Origin of the sequence: Lysinibacillus sp. Ag94, from assembly GCF_023242215.1 — a bacterium.
Lineage (GTDB): Bacteria > Bacillota > Bacilli > Bacillales_A > Planococcaceae > Lysinibacillus.
Genome location: NZ_CP096780.1, coordinates 309,381 through 328,900, shown reverse-complemented (window position 1 = coordinate 328,900; position 19,520 = coordinate 309,381). Strand labels below are relative to the sequence as shown.

Genomic DNA, 19,520 nt, shown 5'->3' with positions numbered 1-19,520 from the left:
CTATTCGAAAAATTACTTTGTTAATCTTTCGAATAGTGGGGCAGTTTTTTCTCGCCAAAGAGATGATGATACACAATTATCTAATAATCGCCGGATAGTATACTCCGCTTCCGCGTAACGCTTCGAATAGCCCATTGCATCCTGCATCGCCTCTTTATACTTTGCCCGAATATCTTCAATTTGAACTTCTGCCTCCTGTGAAATTGCGCAATGTTTCCCTATATCGAAAATTTCATCCCCTAGTCTTCCGTCCTGTGGGTCAAAGATATGAGGCTCTGTACTATCAAAAATACAGAAATTCAATTCCGGGATAATGACCATGTCCACTGAGTTTGAATCCAGGCCGCACCAAATAATTTGTGCATCGAGCCCTCTTGCATTTGCTTCGTCTGCCAAACCTTTCATTAACGAAGATTTACCTGTACCTGGCTTCCCTTTGATCATCAATCTTCTAGATACATTTTTTGTTATGCTATCTACGGTATTTTCGGCACCCCTAGGTGTTAATGTTCCGAGTAAGCGATGGGTGCGCACACCTGTTTTATTTAAGACGATTGATTGGAACACATCTGTCTTTAAATTTTCAACCTGATCATTCAATGCCTGCCAGTTCATACAACTCTGTGTGACTACTTCCCAATCATCATGGATCTTTATTGCATCATTAAGCTTCGAAATACACTTCTCACGCCATGACTCTCGTTCCGTCATTGCAGTAGCGAGCTGTTCGCCAACCCTTTCAAGCTGGATTTCTTCTAAGCAATCATAAAATGACATCACCCGATGCTTTGTTCCAAGGAAAACCGGTTCAATCCCCCAACCTGATGACCATACAAATAATCGATTACATCCTTGAACATATACTGCCTCAACAATATCCTCCAGCAAAGCATGCTTAAACCACTCCACCGCAAAGCCCTGCTTCACATAAAAATACCCAAGCTCTTTAAGAAGTTCTGATCCTTTAAACGTCGGTGCACCCTGTAAAATATAAACTAGTTCAGCCTCATCCATCATTTCTTTATATAAATGTTTAATTCCTTGCCCAGTCAGTGCGTGTCCATAATAGTAGGTCACATTTCCGTTCAATTTCGATCCCCCTTTATCTTATGCCTTGCATTATATGAAGGAACCTTAAAAAAAATGAAGCTACTTTTAATTTTTACACATAAAAGTAGCTTCCCATTTAATAGAATAAGTTCATGCCCTTAGAGTGCCGGCAATAAAAGCCTCTCGAATAAATCCATTAAACTAACGAGATAGAAAAAAAGGGATACCCAAAATAAAGTCGAATTATTACGGCAAACAAAAAGAACCCATTTTCAGTATTCTAAAACTATCTATTTTCACCAAAAGTGCCTAATTGAGTAAGTAGCAACCATCTGTTTCAACTGTTTGCTACTCTTAGATTACATCATTCTACTTTGCGATTCTTACATGAGCTATAGTAAAAATAAAATGACAGGAGTTGAAATCATGGAGTTCTATAAAAAGCTAGCCATTAAATTAAACTTTAGCAGACAATCCGTTTCTAAATAGGAGCTTGAAAAAGGTTACCCCAATATTGAAACGCTTAGTGCATTAAGTGATTTATTCAATATTAGTATTGACGAATTAATGAAAGGAGACAATTCCTTGAAAGTTACAAGCATCAAAGAAGAAAAGAGGGAATTAAAAATGACATATCTGTTCAAATGGATATATGTACTGAGTTCAATTTTAGTAGTATTTTGGCTTTTTGTACTTCCCTGGTCCGAACCATCAGGTCTTACATTAAGTATCATTAATCTCATAGCTGTTATTTACTTTGCAATTGTCATTAGCTACATCAAAAATAACAAGAACAAATTTTTTAATTAAACACGCAATTATGCCTGTGATGCAGGTCAGTTAACATTAGCTTAAGTTTGGAGGGAGATGTATGGTAAAAAAGTTGGGATTGTTTTGTTTACAATTGGTATAGTAATGATGTTTTTAGGTATGCCTTATTTATTGGGCTATTCAACAAATGAATTTTTAAAGTATCCTTTATATTTAGAATTAATAGTAACAGTTATCTCTTTCTGTGCCGAGCCGTTTACCACTACAAATTATCAATAAAAAAACTACCCAGCATTTCATTCTTGGGTAGTAGTGATTGATGCAATATTTGCTTTTGTCACAGCGACTAAATCATCTAGCTGTAGGTGGATTTGCATACCGATTTTCCCGGCACTCACTATAATATTTCCTTGCTCTTGGGCCGACGAATCGATGACAGTTGGATAAAGCTTCTTCATGCCGACTGGAGAGCATCCGCCTCGCACATAGCCTGTATAGCCAAGTAACTCCTTGACCGGGAGCATGTCGATTTTTTTCTCTCCTACAACCTTTGCAGCTGCTTTTAAATCAAGCTCATCTGCTACAGGAATAACAAATACAAAAAGCTTTTGTGCACTTGCCTTTGCTACTAATGTTTTGAAAACACGTGCAACTGGGTGACCAATTTTTTCAGCAACCGAAATTCCGTCAACTTGGCCATCACCAGTCTCATATTCAATTACTTCGAATTGTATTTTTTGTTGCTCAAATAATCTTATCGCATTTGTTTTCGCATGCTTTGCTTTTGCCATATCAAAAATCCCCCATCTGCAGCATTAGGCTATCATGGAGATCATGGAGTCATTACTCGGTCGATAGCCGTCTTTTGCCATTTGAATATGAGTGGCATACTTTTCAGAAGCGTGTTTATATGTTCGCGCCTTGTATGCCCCCGCATAACTCTTACCGAAAATTGTATCTACAAATGGATCTAATTTCAATTCCTTCGAAAAACGTTCTGGTACTTTGACTTCAATATCTTCCCGTACAAAAGCTGGCTCATTGTCATCAACCTCTTGACCATTTAATTGCGCTTGCATGTGCTGTACATTTACACGTAAATCCTGTGGTGATGGCTGCGCGGGTCCCAGCGCAGTATTCCGCACCCGCTCTAAAATTTGTAACGTTTCCTTGGCATTTGCATCATCTACTATAGGCGCTTCCTCATTTATACGCTCTACCTGTGAATAATGCTGCATTTGCTCATGGGCGAGCACATTTTTCGTCTGTTGCATATCTTGAATGATTGCTTGCTGTTGGGGTGTGACCTCTTTGGACGCCTCTTTTTGTTGCTCAAAGAGTTCTTGGTCTGTATGCCCTAAAAGTAAATTTTCTAGCTCAAGCAATAACGGATTTTTCTTTGGTGGAAAATACAGTGCACTTTTTCGATACGCATCACCAGCTTGTTTTCGCTGTAAAATCTTTTTACGATTATAGTATGATGATATTCTTTCTTGTTCAATTAAACTAGATAGTTTCATAAGATTCACCTCGGCTTTCTTATTTAATATGCAAGTTAAATAATAGATATGATAATTTCCTCTATTAACTTTATCTATTCCTTCAGAATAGTTTCTGTACCCTAATTATCGGAATTTTCTTTACCAAATTCAAGAGCGAATTAATACTAAGCTCCTAAAGAAATATTTCACTTTCAACGAAATAGATACAAAGACCTAACAAATTCCTCGATATTATATTCATTTAGTATTCCAATATTTAATTTCAATAAATTTTATTATCGTTACCACTTTATAAATGGTGTTAATTCACCACTAAAAAAACAGCCCTATCACAAGGACTGTTTCTATCTGTCTTTTTTAGGCTTAATAAGTATACTTTTATAGGCTAAGTAACCAAGCCATGCGCCGAGTGTATTTAATATTAAATCATCAATATCAGCCGACCCAACCGTAAAAATAAACTGGATTGTTTCTACCGCTAGACTAGAGAAAAAGCCTGCCCAAATAACTGTCCGCGCTTTCCGAAACCTTTTTGATAATAATGGAAGTAAAAAGCCCATTGGGGTAAATATCAATAAATTGCCTAGTAAATTAATAATAATGATATCTAAATTAAAATACTGAGAGTAATTTATATAGCGAAGAATTGTATCAAAGGGAATAAAATTTGTGGTTAAACGCCAGTCACTATAATCAAACAGCCCTAATTCGTCTAGAGAATATTCGCCATTAAATAAAATAATAATTACATTCACTAGTCGATCAATAACTAGTTTATAAAAAGCTATTACAGAATAAATACAAAAAAATATCCAACCTATTATCTTGATTGGTAAATAATATGTATCTATCAATGAACGATAAGGTAACGGTAGCTTGGCACTACCCTGTATATTATTTTTTGTCATGCCTATACGACCTACCTCCTGTATCCTCTCATAATTTTAATATGCCTCCCTTCCCCATGCAAGTGGCAATAAGAAGATGGGTAAAGCGTTTTAAAGGATACTAGCATATATTAGGTATACTTTATCCTCCTTTACTATACGTTTGTCCAGATTCAATTAGAAAAGAGAAAAAACAAATTTTAACAAAATACAATCCTCGGCTTTTAGTGATGCAAAAAAAGCTGCCTCAAATAAACTGAGACAGCATTCTTTCAGACTTTATACTGGATTTACTCCATGTTTACGTTCCGAGAATAATAAATATTTTGACATATACAGCTCTAAACGTGATTCAAGTGCTTTTCGTAAATCATTTGGCTCAATAACATCGTCAATGATGAGCTCTGAAGCTAGACGATAGACATCGATTTCCTCTTGATATTCCTTGCGTTTCTCTGCAATAAAGTGCGCTTGCTCCTCTTTTGGAAGTTCAGCGATTTTATTAGCATATACTGCGTTGACCGCTGCCTCAGGGCCCATTACAGCAATTTGCGCGTTAGAAAGCGCAATACAGCAGTCTGGCTCAAAAGCAGGACCTGCCATTGCATACAGCCCTGCACCATATGCCTTACGAACAATGACCGTTAATTTAGGGACTGTTGCCTCGCTCATTGCGAAAATCATTTTCGCACCATGGCGAATAATCCCAGCTTTTTCAACTTGCGTACCAATCATAAAGCCTGGTACATCTGCAAGGAAAAGAAGCGGAATATTAAACGCATCACAAAGTGAAATGAACTTTGCTGCTTTATCAGCTGAATCGTGGAACAAAACGCCACCCTTTACGCGCGGTTGATTGGCGATAATTCCAACGGATTGCCCATTAATGCGCCCTAGTCCTGTAATTAATTCTGGAGCGAATAATTTTTTCACTTCACAAAACGTATTTTCATCTATAATACGGTCAATTAGCTTATACATATCAAAAGGAACGTTTTGATTTTTTGGTATTAGCTCTTCAATCGATTTATCAAATGTAGCTGGTGGCTTTGGAGCCTCTACTTTGCCGCGCTCTGCATAATTGTTCGGGAAGTAGCTCAAATATTTACGCGCATAGGCAATTGCTTCCTGCTCGGTTTTAGCAAGCACATCTCCACAACCGGAAATGGTACAGTGCATTTTCGCTCCACCCATCGTTTCCAAATCTACCTTCTCACCAATAACCATTTCCGCCATACGTGGGGATCCTAAATACATCGATGCATTGCCCTCTACCATAACTACAATATCGCAGAATGCAGGGATATATGCACCTCCTGCTGCAGAAGGTCCAAACAGTAAGCATATTTGAGGGATTTTACCTGATAGTTTTACTTGATTATAGAAAATGCGTCCTGCTCCTCGTCGGCCAGGAAACATTTCTAATTGATCAGTAATACGTGCACCTGCCGAATCGACTAGATACAGTAATGGGCAATTTAACTTTTCAGCTGTTTCTTGAATACGAATCATTTTTTCTACTGTACGTTTACCCCAAGAGCCAGCTTTAATCGTCGAGTCGTTTGCTAATACGCAAACGGTACGGCCATGGATTTTACCGATTCCTGTTACAACGCCATCTGCCGGTAAGTCACCGGCTAAGCAGTTTGCGTACAAGCCATCCTCTGAATGCAGCCCATCATCTAATAATAATTCGAGTCGTTCACGTACAAATAATTTTCCTTGCTGCGCGTTTTTATCGTGGTATTTTGGCAGACCACCTGCTAAAATTTGTTCCTTCATTGTTTTAGTCGTATTTTCTGTCGGTACATTGCTCATAGTGAATTCCTCCTTTTGCCCATTCGGTTACGCCTTAGCATAAATAGTTAATAGTACACCTAGATTTCAGTTCATCATCATAGCGTGGGGTTGATTTCCGTTCCGGCTGGGCGCATTGTAGCTGCCGCTTTGCTTTCGCTACAGAAAACATTTGCCGCTGACGCTTCGCTTTCGCGCAGAGCAGAGCTTTCCTGGGCGCGTTCGATGGAGCCCCAAGAAGTCACCTAGCCCCACTTTTTGATGATATGCCAATATTTTGAAATCCTACTTTAAAACCTTTCAAAATCTATTATCAGGTCTTTATTTCCCTAAGTATTGCGGTGTTCGTTTTTCTTGGAAAGCAAGTAAGCCCTCTAATCGATCTTCTGTAGGAATCAGAGCATTATATGCAAGTGATTCGATTTTTAAGCCCGTAGCTAAATCTACTTCAACTCCTTGATTCATGGCGATTTTCGCCTGTACTAAAGAAAGTGGAGCATTCTTTGCCATTTCGAGCGCAAGCTGCTGAGCCTTTTCTAGTACTTCATGTCCTTCATGAACATACTCCACAATACCGTAGCTTCTCGCTTCCTCTGCATTTAGTCGACGTGCTGTATAAATTAATTCCTTCGCTTTTCCAATGCCAATTAGTCTTGGAAGTCGTTGTGTGCCTCCTGCACCTGGGATGATGCCGAGAGATGTTTCCGTAAGGCCGATCTTTGCATGTGCAGCTGCAAGACGTAAATCACAGGCTAACGCTAGTTCGAGTCCGCCACCGAAAGCAACACCATTTAGTACGGCGATAACTGGTTGGGCGAGTGCTTCTACTTTTGCCACTGTGGCACCGATTAATTGCACAATTTGCTTTACTTGTCGGTCCGGCATCCCTTTACGTTCTTTTAAATCTGCTCCGGCGCAAAAGGCTTTTTCCCCTGCCCCCGTTAGTAAAACGACTCGCACTGCCGGATCACCGTTTATGTTGTCGAGTGCCGTGCTTAGTTCTTGGAGTAGTTGTACAGACATTGCATTTGCAGCTTCAGGTCTGGAAAGTGTAATAAGCCCAATGCTACCATCTAATAATTCAAAACGAACGAGCTGCGTCATAATTGACTCGCACTCCTTTCATTACGGGCAATCGCCATTTGTTTAGAGGCAACGGCCTTCCCTAGTTTCTGTTCAATAAATTGCGCAGCCTCTAGCACTTTATTGAGCTCTATACCCGTTGTAATATCCATTTCATGTAATAAATACAGTAAATCTTCCGTAGCTACATTACCTGATGCTCCTTTGGCATACGGACAGCCGCCAAGTCCACCAAGCGCACTATCAAACTTCGTAATTCCCATTTTTAAAGATTGAACAATATTCGCTAGCGCTGTGCCACGTGTATCATGAAAATGCATCGCGAAATGTTCTGCAGGATATCTTTTTAGCAATTCTTCTAACAGATTTTCCACCTGTGTCGGTACACCAACACCAATCGTGTCACCGAGCGAAATTTCATCGACGCCCATTTCTAATAATTTTTCTGTTACTCGCAAAACCTTTTCTGGTTGTATGTAGCCTTCATACGGGCACCCAATTACCGTTGAGATATAGCCTCGTACGTTTTTATGCGCTGCCTTTGCCCCTACCACAACTTCCTGTAGTATCGGAAATGTTTCATTAATTGTTTTATTAATATTACTTTGATTATGGCTTTCACTTGCTGACATAAATACGCTTACTTCATCTATTTCAGCCTGCAATGCACGTTCTAAGCCACGCATGTTCGGAACGAGTGCCGCATATGTGATATCTTTTTGGCGTTTAATGGTCTGAAGAACCTCCACTGCATCTGCCAGCTGTGGAATCCACTTCGGATGCACAAAAGAAGTTACCTCAATATAATTCAATCCAGTTTGACTAAGTAAATTTACTAATTGTACTTTATCGGCAGTTGGAAGATGCGTTTTCTCATTTTGCAAACCGTCACGAGGCCCTACTTCCTTTAACGTGACATGCTTCGGTAGCTGCATAAAGAAGCCTCCTTATTCAATTTCTAAAATATCATCATCAACATTAATGAAATCCCCTTCGTTCGCAATGATTTTTGTGACTACGCCATCTTCCTCTGCTTCAATAGGAATCTCCATTTTCATCGACTCTAAAATTGCCACATCTTGTCCCGCTGTAACTTTCTCGCCCTCAGCTACAACAATTTTCCATACTGTTCCTGCCATGCTCGCTTTAACTGTTGCCATTGTAAATCCCTCCAAATGTTATGAATGTACTGATAACGCATTCGCACTAATATTTAAGTGCGAATGCTTTTATCATTTTCGCCTTGTCGTAATTGTTGTTGCTGGCGCTTCGCTTTCGCACAGAATATACATTTGTTGCTGGCGCTTCGCTCTCGAACAAATAAACAATTCGTCTAGACGTTTTATTTTGTCTCTGCTAATTGAGGTAAATAATATTCATCTACAAATTTAGTTGTTGTATAGCCCTTTAAAAATTGTTCATGTGTGACTGTTTTCAGTAGCATTGGAATATTTGTTTGAATTCCTTCTATTTTATATGCTTTAAGTGCCTCAATAAGTCGTTCACACGCAATTGCGCGTGTTTCTCCCCACACAACTAATTTGCTAATCATCGGATCGTAAAAAGGTGTTACCGAAGTGCCAGCCTCTACGCCACATTCATGGCGAATACCTTCACCTGTTGGTAATTCAAAAGCTGTGATTGTACCTGGAGAAGGGAAAAAGGTCGAAGGATTTTCGGCGTAGATGCGTACTTCAATCGCATGCCCTTTTCTTTCTATACTATCCCGCGTAAATGCTAATGGTTGTTTTGCCGCAATCTTTAATTGCTCCTCTACAAGATCTAGATTCGTAATTTCCTCAGTCACCGGATGTTCAACCTGTAAGCGCGTATTCATCTCTAAGAAATAAAAGTTTTGCTCTGCATCTACTAAATACTCAATCGTGCCAGCATTCACATAACCAATATGCTGAACTGCCTTGACGGAAGCATCTAGCATACTTTTTCTTGTTTCTTCAGAAATGAAAGGAGATGGTGCTTCCTCAACTACTTTTTGATTTCTGCGTTGAATCGAGCACTCGCGCTCAAATAGCGGTACGACATTGCCATTGTGATCCGCAATAATTTGTACCTCGACGTGATGAGGATTAGCAATAAATCGTTCCATATACATCGTGCCATCACCAAAAAATGACTGTGCTCGCTTTTGATTACCTTCAAAGGCTTTTGCCAATTCCTCTGCATTTTCTACGAGCTGCATTCCGATACCCCCACCGCCAGCAGAGGCTTTTAACATAATCGGATAGCCTAGATGGGAAGCAATTTCAATAGCTTCTGTTACATCCTTCACAGGTGTCTCTACACCTTCAACGATTGGTACACCTGCTGCCTTCATCGTTTTCCGGGCTTCTAATTTACTACCCATCGAAGCAATAACGTCTGCGCTAGGCCCAATAAAAACTAAGCCTGCCTCTGTACAACGTTTAGCAAACTCAGCGTTTTCTGATAATAAGCCATAGCCTGGATGAACAGCTTCAGCACCGCTTTCCTTCGCCACTCCCAGAATACGATCAATATTTAAATAACTTTGTGCAACAGGTGGTTTTCCGATACAGAACGCCTCATCCGCTTCCTTAACATGTAAGCTTTCGGCGTCTGCATCGGAATACACCGCAACTGTTAGGACATTTAGTCGTTTGCATGTTCTAATAACACGTCTTGCTATCTCTCCACGATTTGCAATTAAAACCTTTTTGAACATAACACCGGCCCCCTTCTTACTTCACTGCTGGAACAAAACTCTCTCGTAATCTATACTTTTGAACCTTTCCTGATGCAGTCATCGGATAGTCGTCGATAAAGAAAATATGTCGTGGTATTTTATGTCTAGATATTTTATCCCGACAATAATCCCGAATTTCTTCCTCTGTTGCCTGCTCTCCTTCACGCAAAATGATCCAAGCTGCCGCTTCCTCTCCATAAACAGGATCAGGAACACCTGCAACCTGTACATCTGCAATTTTCGGGTTTGTGTAAAGGAATTCTTCAATTTCCCGAGGAGATATATTTTCACCACCGCGAATAATCATATCTTTTAAACGTCCTGTTACACGGACATAGCCCGCCTCATCCATCGTTGCCAAATCCCCGGTATGCAGCCAACCAGCCCCATCAATTGCAAGAAGCGTTTCTTCTTCGTTTTTATAGTAACCTTTCATGACGTGGTAGCCTCTCGTACATAGTTCCCCTTGCTCATTTGGCGCAGCTTCTTCGTCTGTACCAGGAACGACGATTTTAACTTCCAAATTCGGTAATGCACGACCAACGGTTTCTACCTTTAACAATAGCGGATCATCTGCTCTCGTTTGCGTAATAACAGGAGAGGCTTCTGTTTGTCCGTAGCAGATAGTAACATCCTTCATGCCCATTTTGTCGATCACGGCTTTCATCACCTCAATTGGACAATTAGAGCCTGCCATTACTCCAGTGCGTAACGTTGATAGATCAAAAGACGAAAAATTCGGTAAATTAAGTTCACTAATAAACATCGTTGGTACACCATGTAACGCTGTACATTTCTCTTTTTCAACTGTTTGTAGCACTTCAGTAGCTGAAAATTCCTGCACTGGTACCATCGTCCCGCCACTAGTCGTAATGGCTAATGTTCCAATTACACAGCCAAAGCAATGGAAGAATGGGACAGGGATGCATAAACGATCTTCGAAAGTTAAATCCATACATTCTGCAATATTAATCGCATTATTGACTAAGTTATAATGCGTTAACATAACACCTTTCGGAAAACCTGTTGTTCCCGAAGTATATTGAACATTAATAACATCATCATAATGGAGCTCTTGCTGTCTTTTATCTAATTGCTCCTCTGTTATTTGCTCTGCAGCCGATAACACATCAGCCCAGTTTAGCACTCCGGGGTATTTTGTCTCGCCAATTAAAATAACATTTTTCAATAAAGGCAGACGCTTTGATTGCAAATTACCCGGTTCACAATGTTCAAGCTCTGGACATAACTCTTGCAGTGTATTCATAAAAGAATGGTCTCGATAATTTTCAATTAAAATAATCGTTTTTGCATCGGATTGCTTCAGTAAATATTCCAACTCGCTTGAGCGATAATTAGTGTTGACAGTGACGATGGGAGCACCCATTTTACCTGTACCAAATTGCAGCTGTACCCATTCCGGGACATTGGTCGTCCATACCGCAATATGCTCGCCCTTCTCTATTCCAAGAGCCATCAACCCTCTAGCGACTATGCGACTTTGCCGATTGAGCTCCTCATAAGTCATACGTAAATCCCTATCTGCATACACTAATGCTTCGCGTTGTGGATATTTTTCCGCTTGTTCATCTAGCAATTGACCAATAGTTTGATACACAAGTTCTGCCATGAAAATCCCCCTTTTAGCTACCTAAGATGATTAACAGCCTATTAAACGAGAAATAACGAGACGTTGAATTTCAGACGTTCCTTCACCGATTTCCATTAACTTAATGTCACGCAGATGACGCTCTACGTCGTATTCTTTCATATAGCCTGAACCACCGTGAATTTGAATGGCTTGATTACAAGTTCGGAAGCCCATTTCAGAAGCAAATAATTTTGCCATTGCCGCTTCCTTCCCGAATGGTTTCTTTTGATCTTTAAGCCATGCCGCCTTATGTACTAACGTACGTGCAAGCTCTATCTCCATTGCCATATCGGCCAATTTAAACTGTATTGCCTGAAGTTTTGAAATTGGTGCACCAAATTGTTCACGTTCTTTTGCGTATTTTAATGATTTCTCATAAGCTGCCTGTGCAATTCCTACTGATAATGCTGCAATGGAAATACGGCCTCCGTCTAAAGTATTTAAAAATTGGCTAAATCCGCGTTTTTCATCCCCTAAAAGATTAGCCCTTGGTACACGAACATTTTGCAAAATAATCTCACATGTATTGGAGCCGCGTACGCCCATTTTGTCGTAATTGCAGTTGATCGTTACGCCAGGAGTATTCGTCGGTACAATGATAGCTGAGATGATTTTTTTACCATCCTCACGTTTACCTGTCACTGCAGTCACAATAACTTGACGCGCATGGCCAGCATTTGTGATCCAGCATTTTTCACCATTAATGATGTAATCATCACCATCAATTACGGCTGTTGTACGCGTCCCACCAGCATCTGAACCAGCATTAGGCTCTGTTAGACCAAACGAACCTAATGTTTCCCCCTTCGCTAACGGAACAAGCCATTCTTGCTTTTGCTCCTCGGTACCGAAATTATAAATAGGCGAAGCACCTAAGCTAACTGCTGCTGCATAGCTTAATCCGGTGCCACCACACGCACGACCGATTTCTTCAACAGCAAGTGCGTAGGAAACAGTATCTCCGCCTGAACCACCATACTCTTCAGGAAATGGAATACCTAATAAGCCTAGCTCTGCCATCTTGTTAAAGCTCTCTATTCTCATTGTCGATGTCTCGTCAACCTCACGAGCATACGGTTTAATTTCATTTTCAGCAAAATCACGCACCATGTCTCGAATCATTGCTTGCTCTTTCGTTAGTTCAAAGTTCATCCCCAGTCCCCCTAATGTTTAATGTGCCATAGCGGATTTCGTTCAGATGACAGTTGCAAAAAATCAATTATACCTCGGCATAATAGCATCCGGAATCCGGACGGAGGCTTTTGGCCAAGTGATGTTGGTCACTCAGTCGTTGCCACAGGACGTGGCGGTTTGAGATTGAGTTCCTCTATTTCAACGGGTGTTTAAACACCCATTGAAAGAAATTGATACCGACTAGTCGGTTTGTTTTAACTATTAATAAAACCAGTTTTTGCTTCTGGCTTCTCCTTGACCATAAATTGAACGGCTTCTTCCATTGCTTGTTCAGTGACAATCGCACGCAATACCATATCCATAAATACCTCTGTAATTTCCTCCATCGTTAAAGGACCTGATTGCTTAAACCATTTGTATGTCCAGTTAATCATCCCAACAATAGCCATCGTTACAATAGTACAAGGTAGTTCTGTACGAAAATCCTTTGTTTGCTGGCCTTCCTCTATGACTTTTTGTAAAATATCCCGATATTGATCTCGTTTATTATGAATAATTTCACTATATTCCTCTGGCAAGGAACGACTTTCCTCATAAAAAACAGTAATATGTGCTTGATACACATCAAATACTTGAGTCAGTGTTTGCAGCATTGCACATAAACGTGTAATCGGTGTATCGTATTTGTCATATGCCTCCTGTGATTGTTTAATGACATAGGAAATAAATACATCGTGAATTTCATACAACAACTCATCTTTCGATTTAAAATTATGATAAAATCCACCCTTTGATGCACCAATATATTCAACAATGCGATCAACAGTGACATTATGATAGCCATCTTGCTGAAATAGCACTACAGAAGCGTCAACAATGCGTTGTTTTAACGTTTTCTTTACCATAGGCATCTATCATCCTTCTTATAACTCTTTACTCCATCACTCTTTATAACTAGAAAAAGTTTGGGTCATCACCATAATGTGTTGTTGATTTCCGTTCCAGCTGGGCGCTTTGTAGCTGACGCTTCGCTTTCGCTACAGAAAACATTTTGTAGCTGACGCTTCGCTTTCGCTACAGAAAACATTTGTAGCTGACGCTTCGCTTTCACTACGGAGCAAAGCTTTCTGGGGGCGTCCGATGAACCGCTTCACTCGCGATGCTCGCTCCCAGGGTTTCATCTGTGAAGCTGATCCCCAAGAAATCGTCCAACCCTCCAATCAACTTACGTATATCGTATAAAATGCCATCCTATCTATCGGTGGCGAAACCTGATTTTTCTTAATTATAAAAAAACTATGACACTATTAATATAGCATTCACAAAAATTAGTGTCTAGCACCGAGATAGATTTTATTTAAAAATACGAGAATTTATTTTACACAAAGCAGAATTTTTAAAATCCCACGAATTTATTTCGCCTTGGTGTAATTGGCCGCTGTCGCTTTGCGTTTGGAGGTTTTATCTTTATTCAGTATCTCATCACCTACTGAAGTGGGAATGTTCTGTAGCTTCAAGAAAGATTTGTAACAGTCATTTCACTTACGTTACATTAAACATTTGCTGATTAAAAAACATACAATTACTGTATGAACATCAACTTGTTTTCATTACTAAGATCCAAAAAAATTCCCTAGCGCTGTATAAAAACACTAGAGAATCTCAAAAATATAATTAGTAAGCTTTTGGTATTTTACGTAGCCACGAGATGATAATAGCTATGATTAGTGCAAAGCCTAAATACCCCATTGTTGAATATACCTTTCCAACTAAAGTCGTGAACCCTACTAAACTCGCGACAAAGCCTATTAAGCCTATTACCACAATACCCAATTTAAAGCTTTTATGGTCAGGCGCTATAAAACGTACTGTAAATGCATAAAGCATTCCTACAGCCGTATTGTACATCATACCTAATAGAGCAATAGACATTAAAATACCTACTACAGGATGAATTTGTTTTGCTAGCTCTAATGTTGGCATTGCTGTCCCACCAACTATATCCATTTTAACGAACAAAGCAATATTAATAAGTATGATTAAAACACCGAGCATTACGCCACCAAGAAGACCACCTAAACCAGCAATCTTGCGCTCTTTTACCGTTCCCCCCATAACAATTAACATCGCAGTACCAGCAGCTATGTTATAAGATACATAGAGAAGTGCGCCCAATATCCAATTAGAAGACGCAGATGTTTGCTCCTGTGCTAACACATTCTGTTCGGCAATTGTTAAGTCCATCGTGAAAATAGAATAAATTAATATAATAAAAACGATTCCCATTAAATAGGGCGTCACTAAAGCTATTATATTAATAATATTTTTTACATTTAATAGCAATGTTAAAATCGTAATGATGACCATAAAAATACTACCAATCATCGGATTTATATTAAACATTTGCTCGAATGTAGACCCCGAACCAGCAAACATAACAACCGCAACGCCAAATAAGAAGAATGTAATGACAATATCTAATAGCACCCCAACATACCGTCCACCAATTTGATAGATAACCTCTTTATGTGAGGTCGTTTGTGAATCCGCTCCTAATTGTGCTAGACTCATCCCTAAAAAAGCAAATGCGATTGTTGCGACTATTCCTCCTACTATCCCGTAAAGACCAAAGCTCGTAAAATATTGCATAATTTCCTGTCCTGATGCAAAGCCAGCACCAACGATTAGTCCTACAAATGCGCCACCTATCTGCCAACTTTTTTTCATAGACCACCTGCTTATCTATTTTTTCAAATCCATAAGACGGTAGATTCCTCGTAGGAGTTATCGCCTTATGATTTAAGTTCTATCCAATAGTTTTCTAAAATCGTATTATTTATATATTTTCTGTGCTACTGTGAATAAATCGATTGTCTCCCTATTCACTTCATAGCCGATTCCTGCTTTTTGAGGAACTTCAATATAACCGTCCTTCACTACAACTTCTGGGTCGATGATATCTTTTTCCCAATAACGGCTTGAGCCTGCAGTATCTCCAGGTAAAATGAAATTCGATAATGTAGTTAATGCCACATTATGTGCACGACCAATACCAGACTCTAGCATGCCTCCACACCAAACTGGAATGTTATTTTCCTCACAATAATCATGTATTTTCTTCGCTTCTGTTAAGCCACCAACACGACCAATTTTAATGTTAATAATTTTAGTACTGCCTAACTCAACAGCTTTCCGTGCATCTTCTAACGAATGGATACTTTCGTCTAAGCAGATTGGCGTATCGATTAATTTTTGTAATGCTGCGTGGTCAATGATGTCATCCGACGCCAATGGCTGTTCGATCATCGTTAAATTAAAAGCATCTAACTGCTTGAGCGTTTCAGCATCTTCGAGACGATAAGCTGAGTTCGCATCTGCCAAAAACGCCACATCAGGGAACGTTTCACGTAATGTACGCATGACCTCTACATCCCAGCATGGCTTAATTTTGATTTTCATTCGTTTATAGCCTTCATTCACAAAGCCATCGACTAACGCAATGAGGTCCTCGATTGTTTTTTGAATACCGATACTGATCCCTACTTCAATTTTATCCTTGTTGCCACCAAGTGCTGCCGCCAGCGATTGATTCGTCTGTTGGGCGTAAATATCCCAAATAGCACCTTCAATCGTTGATTTTGCCATATTATTTTTGCGAATTGGTTTAAATAGCTCATTAACCTCATCCGGATGCTGAAGCTCTTTATTTAAAATAAGAGGGATTAAAAAATCCTCCAGCATATGCCAGTTCGTTTGCAATGTTTCCTCATTGTACCAAGGAGAATGAAATGCAACAGATTCTCCCCAACCGATTGTTCCTGCCTCATCCTTAGCCTCTAAAACTAAAAAATCTTTATCTTCGAATGTGCCAAAGCTTGTTGTAAATGGTTCTTTTAATTTCATTTTTAAATGCCTGATGATAATTTCTGTAATTTTCATATTGGTTTTACCCCTTCCAAATCTAAAGTTTCTAATTTTACGAGGACATACTCGTTATAATATTCTTGTTGCTGCAATTGAACTGCCGCATAGCCTTGTGCAAATAGGCGTTGTAATAAATATCTCGTTTTGAAACGCCAATCCAATGCTAATGCTGGATCTTGTAGCTTCAAAGCTTGAAAATCCTTTGGTACAGGCAATGTATATAAGTCTTCTTTATATTTTAAATTTTCAGTTATAATCAAACATAGAAATCCTTGTTCATTTAATACACAGCTAGCCACTGGTATGGCATCCGTCGTATCTATTGAAACATTTTTACTTACATAATTAGAGGTTATATGCCAACACACCTCAAAACGGTCTGAAGGTAGTCCTTTATTTAAGCCATCCTGCATTTCACCGTAGCAGTTTTCTATATACGTATAACAAATACCATTTAATTTGGTCAGATTGAGAAAACCATTTCGAGTCTCCAGCGGATCAAACGTCCACACCATTAAATCGTAGCCCCGATCAATAGCAATAGCTTGCTGGGCATATTTTAATTGTTCACCTATTCCTTGAGAGCGGTAATTTTCATCTATCCCTAACATATGGGAGCATAAATAGCTTTTGCCCTCTCGAAACCCCGAAAAGCCATAGCTAAAGCCAACTAATTGATCACCATCATAGGCACCAACAACGATACCGCCATTTTTCACAGCTGTTAAAGTTTGATGAATAGGAATTGAAGGCATGCCCCAAACGTTATATTCCAATTGCTGAACTTGCTCCAGCTGTTCGATTGTCTTTATTTCCCTTATGTCAATCATTGCTATCTCTCCTCCTTAGGGTCTATAAAGCTCGTAAAATAGCTCTCGTGATAATGTTCACGCCGGTAATAAGCCGCTCTCGATTAAAGGTCATGTTCGGATGATGTAATCCTGGTGTTACACCACAACCTAAGCCAAGCATTGTTGCTTTCAGGTTCGGACGTTCATACGTATAAAAATGAAAATCCTCTCCTCCAGGAGTGACAACTGGTGAAGCACATGCTTTTTCACCAACTACGTCAACAATCGCTGCTTTCATATGTTGTAATGCCTCATCATTCACTAATGCTGCAACAATATGTGCATCTACATGTAAGGAAATTTTTGCACCATACATCACTTCTACCGATGCTTTGACACGTTCAATACTATCCGTGAGCGTTTGCATTACCTCATTTGTTTGTGCTCGTGCATCGATGCTAAATGTTGCTTTCCCCGGAATAATATTCGTCGAGGTTCCTCCTGCATTAAATTGTGTCATTTTGACTGAAGCAGAGACATTGGGGTCGGTCCAGATCTTTTGTAAACCTTCGACCAATGCAGCCCCTACTTCAATTGCATTAATGCCGAGTTCAGGTCGTGCACCATGAGCCTCTTCCCCCAAAATTGTCCCAGTAAAAAGCTTTGCAGCACCGTGGTACAATGCTGGAGCATACGTCCCGTCCCTTAATTCTTTTAACGGACGAACATGGACACCAAATAAGTATTCTAAATGATCGATAAGCCCCTTCTCGACGAATGCGCGAGCGCCCTGTGCCTTTTCTTCAGCGGGCTGGAAAAGAATACGTACTGCACCTGGGAGTGAATGCTCCATATCCTTTAACACTAGTGCCGTCCCAATAGCCATCGTCATGTGACCGTCATGACCACAAGAATGATTAGCCTTAAATTCACCATCTACTTCCTGCCATAGAGCATCAATATCCGTACGAAATCCGACTCTCGGTATTCCTTCACCAATATCTACATACAGTCCCGTCATATCCTCAAACAATTGAGGCTCCATCTGTGCCTCCTGCAATAAACCAGCGATGTATTGCGTTGTCTTCTTTTCTTGCCAGCTAATTTCCGGATGCTCATGTAAATATGTAAAAATATCAGCCAATCTCGGCTGTAAGTTTTGTAAAATCTGATTCATAGTATTCAACTCCATCGATTTGCTAAAAAGCTATTTTGGAAATCATCATATTTTACGCGCTGATTTTCATAATAGTCGTGATCTTGTGCAGTCATACCTGCAATTAATGTATTTAAAAATGAAATCAGTGCTGGCATTGCATCAATCGTAGACATTTCTTGTTGTTCATTCACAAAGGTAATCGTCGCATATTGCGTGATAGGTGCAATTTTAGAATCAGTTATACTAATTATCTCGCATTTTTTTTCTTGAACTTCGGCTGCAAATTGAATTGGTTCTTTAAAATAACGATGGAACGATAAAATAATGACTACACTATCCTCATCAATTTCTTGTAAAGCTCTAATGATTTCACTAGTTTCAAATTCTAAAAGCACTACGTTAGGACGTAGTATATTTAACGTAAAACACAACCATTGTGCCGCTAAATGGGAGGATCCATTCCCAACAATATAAATTTTTTTCTTCGTATGCAGCAGGATGGAGGCACGATTAAAATCCTCCTCGTTAATGTTCTTCGCAACATTTAAAATACTCGCTGCATCCTTTTCCATCGTTTTTTCATAAAAACGTGGGGTCTCAAAAAGTGCCTGCTTTGATTGCAAATAATTGTGTAAGCTACTAGTATTTCCTTCATTGAATAGCTGCATCGTAATTTCACGCTGCAGCTCAGCATAACCCGATAATCCGATAGCGTAGCAAAAGCGGATAACCGTCGTTTCACTTACCCCTGCCTTCTCCCCCACATATGCGGCTGAATGGACACCAACAGTCTGCAAATTTTTGAGGATGAAGATTGCTACCTTTTGCTGACTCTTTGAGAGCTCCTGATATTTATGCTGAATGACTTGTTGAATTGTTTGATTATCCATCAAAGAAGTTCATCCTTCTATTTTTATTTTTTGAAGCTTAAACTGCATTTTCATGTTACATACAGTAGCACAGTTATTTTCTTAATTCAATATATTTTCTGAAATTTCTGTTTATAACGAAAAAAAAAGCGGGAATGTTAATTTAGTTAACACTCCCGC

Annotated in this window: 18 protein-coding genes; 1 reads left to right on the top strand and 17 read right to left on the bottom strand. The window is 39.5% G+C overall.

Going from position 1 to position 19,520, the window contains the following annotated elements:
• Nucleotides 1–12: 12 nt before the first annotated feature.
• Nucleotides 13–1,089, bottom strand: coding sequence for a nucleotide kinase (locus MY533_RS01485; RefSeq protein WP_248717757.1), 1,077 nt, complete (start codon nt 1,087–1,089; stop codon nt 13–15).
• Between the two features lie 855 nt (nt 1,090–1,944).
• Between MY533_RS01485 and MY533_RS01480 the strand changes: the two genes are divergently transcribed.
• The gene (locus MY533_RS01480) at nt 1,945–2,100 is read left to right on the top strand and encodes a hypothetical protein (protein WP_248717756.1); all 156 of its coding nucleotides are present in this window, start codon (nt 1,945–1,947) and stop codon (nt 2,098–2,100) included.
• Between the two features lie 17 nt (nt 2,101–2,117).
• On the opposite strand, the gene ybaK is transcribed toward MY533_RS01480, so the two are convergent.
• From ybaK to MY533_RS01400, 16 genes are all read right to left on the bottom strand, one after another.
• Nucleotides 2,118–2,612, bottom strand: a complete 495-nt coding sequence (gene ybaK, locus MY533_RS01475) for a Cys-tRNA(Pro) deacylase (protein ID WP_248717755.1) — start codon at nt 2,610–2,612, stop codon at nt 2,118–2,120.
• Between the two features lie 24 nt (nt 2,613–2,636).
• Entirely contained in the window at nt 2,637–3,341 is a 705-nt protein-coding gene (locus tag MY533_RS01470; RefSeq protein WP_248717754.1) for a hypothetical protein, read from the bottom strand.
• A gap of 326 nt (nt 3,342–3,667) precedes the next feature.
• Complete coding sequence (locus MY533_RS01465) at nt 3,668–4,231, bottom strand: VanZ family protein (protein WP_248717753.1); 564 nt, start codon at nt 4,229–4,231, stop codon at nt 3,668–3,670.
• A gap of 258 nt (nt 4,232–4,489) precedes the next feature.
• Entirely contained in the window at nt 4,490–6,028 is a 1,539-nt protein-coding gene (locus tag MY533_RS01460; protein ID WP_248717752.1) for an acyl-CoA carboxylase subunit beta, read from the bottom strand.
• A 300-nt stretch (nt 6,029–6,328) separates the two neighbouring features.
• On the bottom strand, nt 6,329–7,111 hold the full coding sequence (locus MY533_RS01455; protein ID WP_248717751.1) for an enoyl-CoA hydratase: 783 nt from the start codon (nt 7,109–7,111) through the stop codon (nt 6,329–6,331).
• Nucleotides 7,108–8,025 carry a hydroxymethylglutaryl-CoA lyase gene (locus tag MY533_RS01450; protein WP_248717750.1) on the bottom strand — a complete coding sequence of 306 codons (918 nt, stop codon included), beginning with the start codon at nt 8,023–8,025 and terminating at the stop codon, nt 7,108–7,110. The genes MY533_RS01455 and MY533_RS01450 overlap by 4 nt, the downstream gene beginning before the upstream one ends.
• Nucleotides 8,026–8,037: 12 nt before the next feature.
• Nucleotides 8,038–8,250: an acetyl-CoA carboxylase biotin carboxyl carrier protein subunit gene (locus MY533_RS01445; protein ID WP_132360160.1), complete on the bottom strand. Its 213-nt coding sequence runs from the start codon at nt 8,248–8,250 to the stop codon at nt 8,038–8,040.
• A gap of 182 nt (nt 8,251–8,432) precedes the next feature.
• Nucleotides 8,433–9,791: an acetyl-CoA carboxylase biotin carboxylase subunit gene (locus tag MY533_RS01440; protein ID WP_248717749.1), complete on the bottom strand. Its 1,359-nt coding sequence runs from the start codon at nt 9,789–9,791 to the stop codon at nt 8,433–8,435.
• A gap of 16 nt (nt 9,792–9,807) precedes the next feature.
• Nucleotides 9,808–11,442, bottom strand: a complete 1,635-nt coding sequence (locus MY533_RS01435; RefSeq protein WP_248717748.1) for an AMP-binding protein — start codon at nt 11,440–11,442, stop codon at nt 9,808–9,810.
• Between the two features lie 30 nt (nt 11,443–11,472).
• Nucleotides 11,473–12,615, bottom strand: coding sequence for an acyl-CoA dehydrogenase (locus MY533_RS01430; protein ID WP_132360154.1), 1,143 nt, complete (start codon nt 12,613–12,615; stop codon nt 11,473–11,475).
• 236 nt (nt 12,616–12,851) lie between these two features.
• Nucleotides 12,852–13,502: a TetR/AcrR family transcriptional regulator gene (locus MY533_RS01425; protein WP_248719126.1), complete on the bottom strand. Its 651-nt coding sequence runs from the start codon at nt 13,500–13,502 to the stop codon at nt 12,852–12,854.
• A gap of 769 nt (nt 13,503–14,271) precedes the next feature.
• A complete protein-coding gene (locus MY533_RS01420; protein ID WP_248717747.1) occupies nt 14,272–15,324 on the bottom strand; it encodes a YkvI family membrane protein in 1,053 nt (350 codons plus the stop codon).
• 105 nt (nt 15,325–15,429) lie between these two features.
• On the bottom strand, nt 15,430–16,536 hold the full coding sequence (gene menC, locus MY533_RS01415; RefSeq protein WP_248717746.1) for an o-succinylbenzoate synthase: 1,107 nt from the start codon (nt 16,534–16,536) through the stop codon (nt 15,430–15,432).
• The gene (locus MY533_RS01410) at nt 16,533–17,351 is read right to left on the bottom strand and encodes a GNAT family N-acetyltransferase (RefSeq protein WP_248717745.1); all 819 of its coding nucleotides are present in this window, start codon (nt 17,349–17,351) and stop codon (nt 16,533–16,535) included. Before MY533_RS01410 ends, menC begins: the two co-directional genes overlap by 4 nt.
• A 22-nt stretch (nt 17,352–17,373) precedes the next feature.
• A complete protein-coding gene (locus MY533_RS01405; RefSeq protein ID WP_248717744.1) occupies nt 17,374–18,489 on the bottom strand; it encodes a M20 peptidase aminoacylase family protein in 1,116 nt (371 codons plus the stop codon).
• Between the two features lie 5 nt (nt 18,490–18,494).
• Nucleotides 18,495–19,361 (bottom strand): MurR/RpiR family transcriptional regulator, encoded by an 867-nt coding sequence (locus MY533_RS01400; protein WP_248719125.1) that lies wholly within the window; start codon nt 19,359–19,361, stop codon nt 18,495–18,497.
• Nucleotides 19,362–19,520: the final 159 nt, after the last annotated feature.

What these genes read in the sequence shown, in the direction of transcription:
- ybaK (WP_248717755.1), bottom strand. Translation starts at nt 2,612, where the DNA reads ATGGCAAAAGCAAAGCATGCGAAAACAAATGCGATAAGATTATTTGAG.
- MY533_RS01470 (WP_248717754.1), bottom strand. Translation starts at nt 3,341, where the DNA reads ATGAAACTATCTAGTTTAATTGAACAAGAAAGAATATCATCATACTAT.
- MY533_RS01465 (WP_248717753.1), bottom strand. Translation starts at nt 4,231, where the DNA reads ATGACAAAAAATAATATACAGGGTAGTGCCAAGCTACCGTTACCTTAT.
- MY533_RS01460 (WP_248717752.1), bottom strand. Translation starts at nt 6,028, where the DNA reads ATGAGCAATGTACCGACAGAAAATACGACTAAAACAATGAAGGAACAA.
- MY533_RS01455 (WP_248717751.1), bottom strand. Translation starts at nt 7,111, where the DNA reads ATGACGCAGCTCGTTCGTTTTGAATTATTAGATGGTAGCATTGGGCTT.
- MY533_RS01450 (WP_248717750.1), bottom strand. Translation starts at nt 8,025, where the DNA reads ATGCAGCTACCGAAGCATGTCACGTTAAAGGAAGTAGGGCCTCGTGAC.
- MY533_RS01445 (WP_132360160.1), bottom strand. Translation starts at nt 8,250, where the DNA reads ATGGCAACAGTTAAAGCGAGCATGGCAGGAACAGTATGGAAAATTGTT.
- MY533_RS01440 (WP_248717749.1), bottom strand. Translation starts at nt 9,791, where the DNA reads ATGTTCAAAAAGGTTTTAATTGCAAATCGTGGAGAGATAGCAAGACGT.
- MY533_RS01435 (WP_248717748.1), bottom strand. Translation starts at nt 11,442, where the DNA reads ATGGCAGAACTTGTGTATCAAACTATTGGTCAATTGCTAGATGAACAA.
- MY533_RS01430 (WP_132360154.1), bottom strand. Translation starts at nt 12,615, where the DNA reads ATGAACTTTGAACTAACGAAAGAGCAAGCAATGATTCGAGACATGGTG.
- MY533_RS01425 (WP_248719126.1), bottom strand. Translation starts at nt 13,502, where the DNA reads ATGGTAAAGAAAACGTTAAAACAACGCATTGTTGACGCTTCTGTAGTG.
- MY533_RS01420 (WP_248717747.1), bottom strand. Translation starts at nt 15,324, where the DNA reads ATGAAAAAAAGTTGGCAGATAGGTGGCGCATTTGTAGGACTAATCGTT.
- menC (WP_248717746.1), bottom strand. Translation starts at nt 16,536, where the DNA reads ATGAAAATTACAGAAATTATCATCAGGCATTTAAAAATGAAATTAAAA.
- MY533_RS01410 (WP_248717745.1), bottom strand. Translation starts at nt 17,351, where the DNA reads ATGATTGACATAAGGGAAATAAAGACAATCGAACAGCTGGAGCAAGTT.
- MY533_RS01405 (WP_248717744.1), bottom strand. Translation starts at nt 18,489, where the DNA reads ATGAATCAGATTTTACAAAACTTACAGCCGAGATTGGCTGATATTTTT.
- MY533_RS01400 (WP_248719125.1), bottom strand. Translation starts at nt 19,361, where the DNA reads ATGGATAATCAAACAATTCAACAAGTCATTCAGCATAAATATCAGGAG.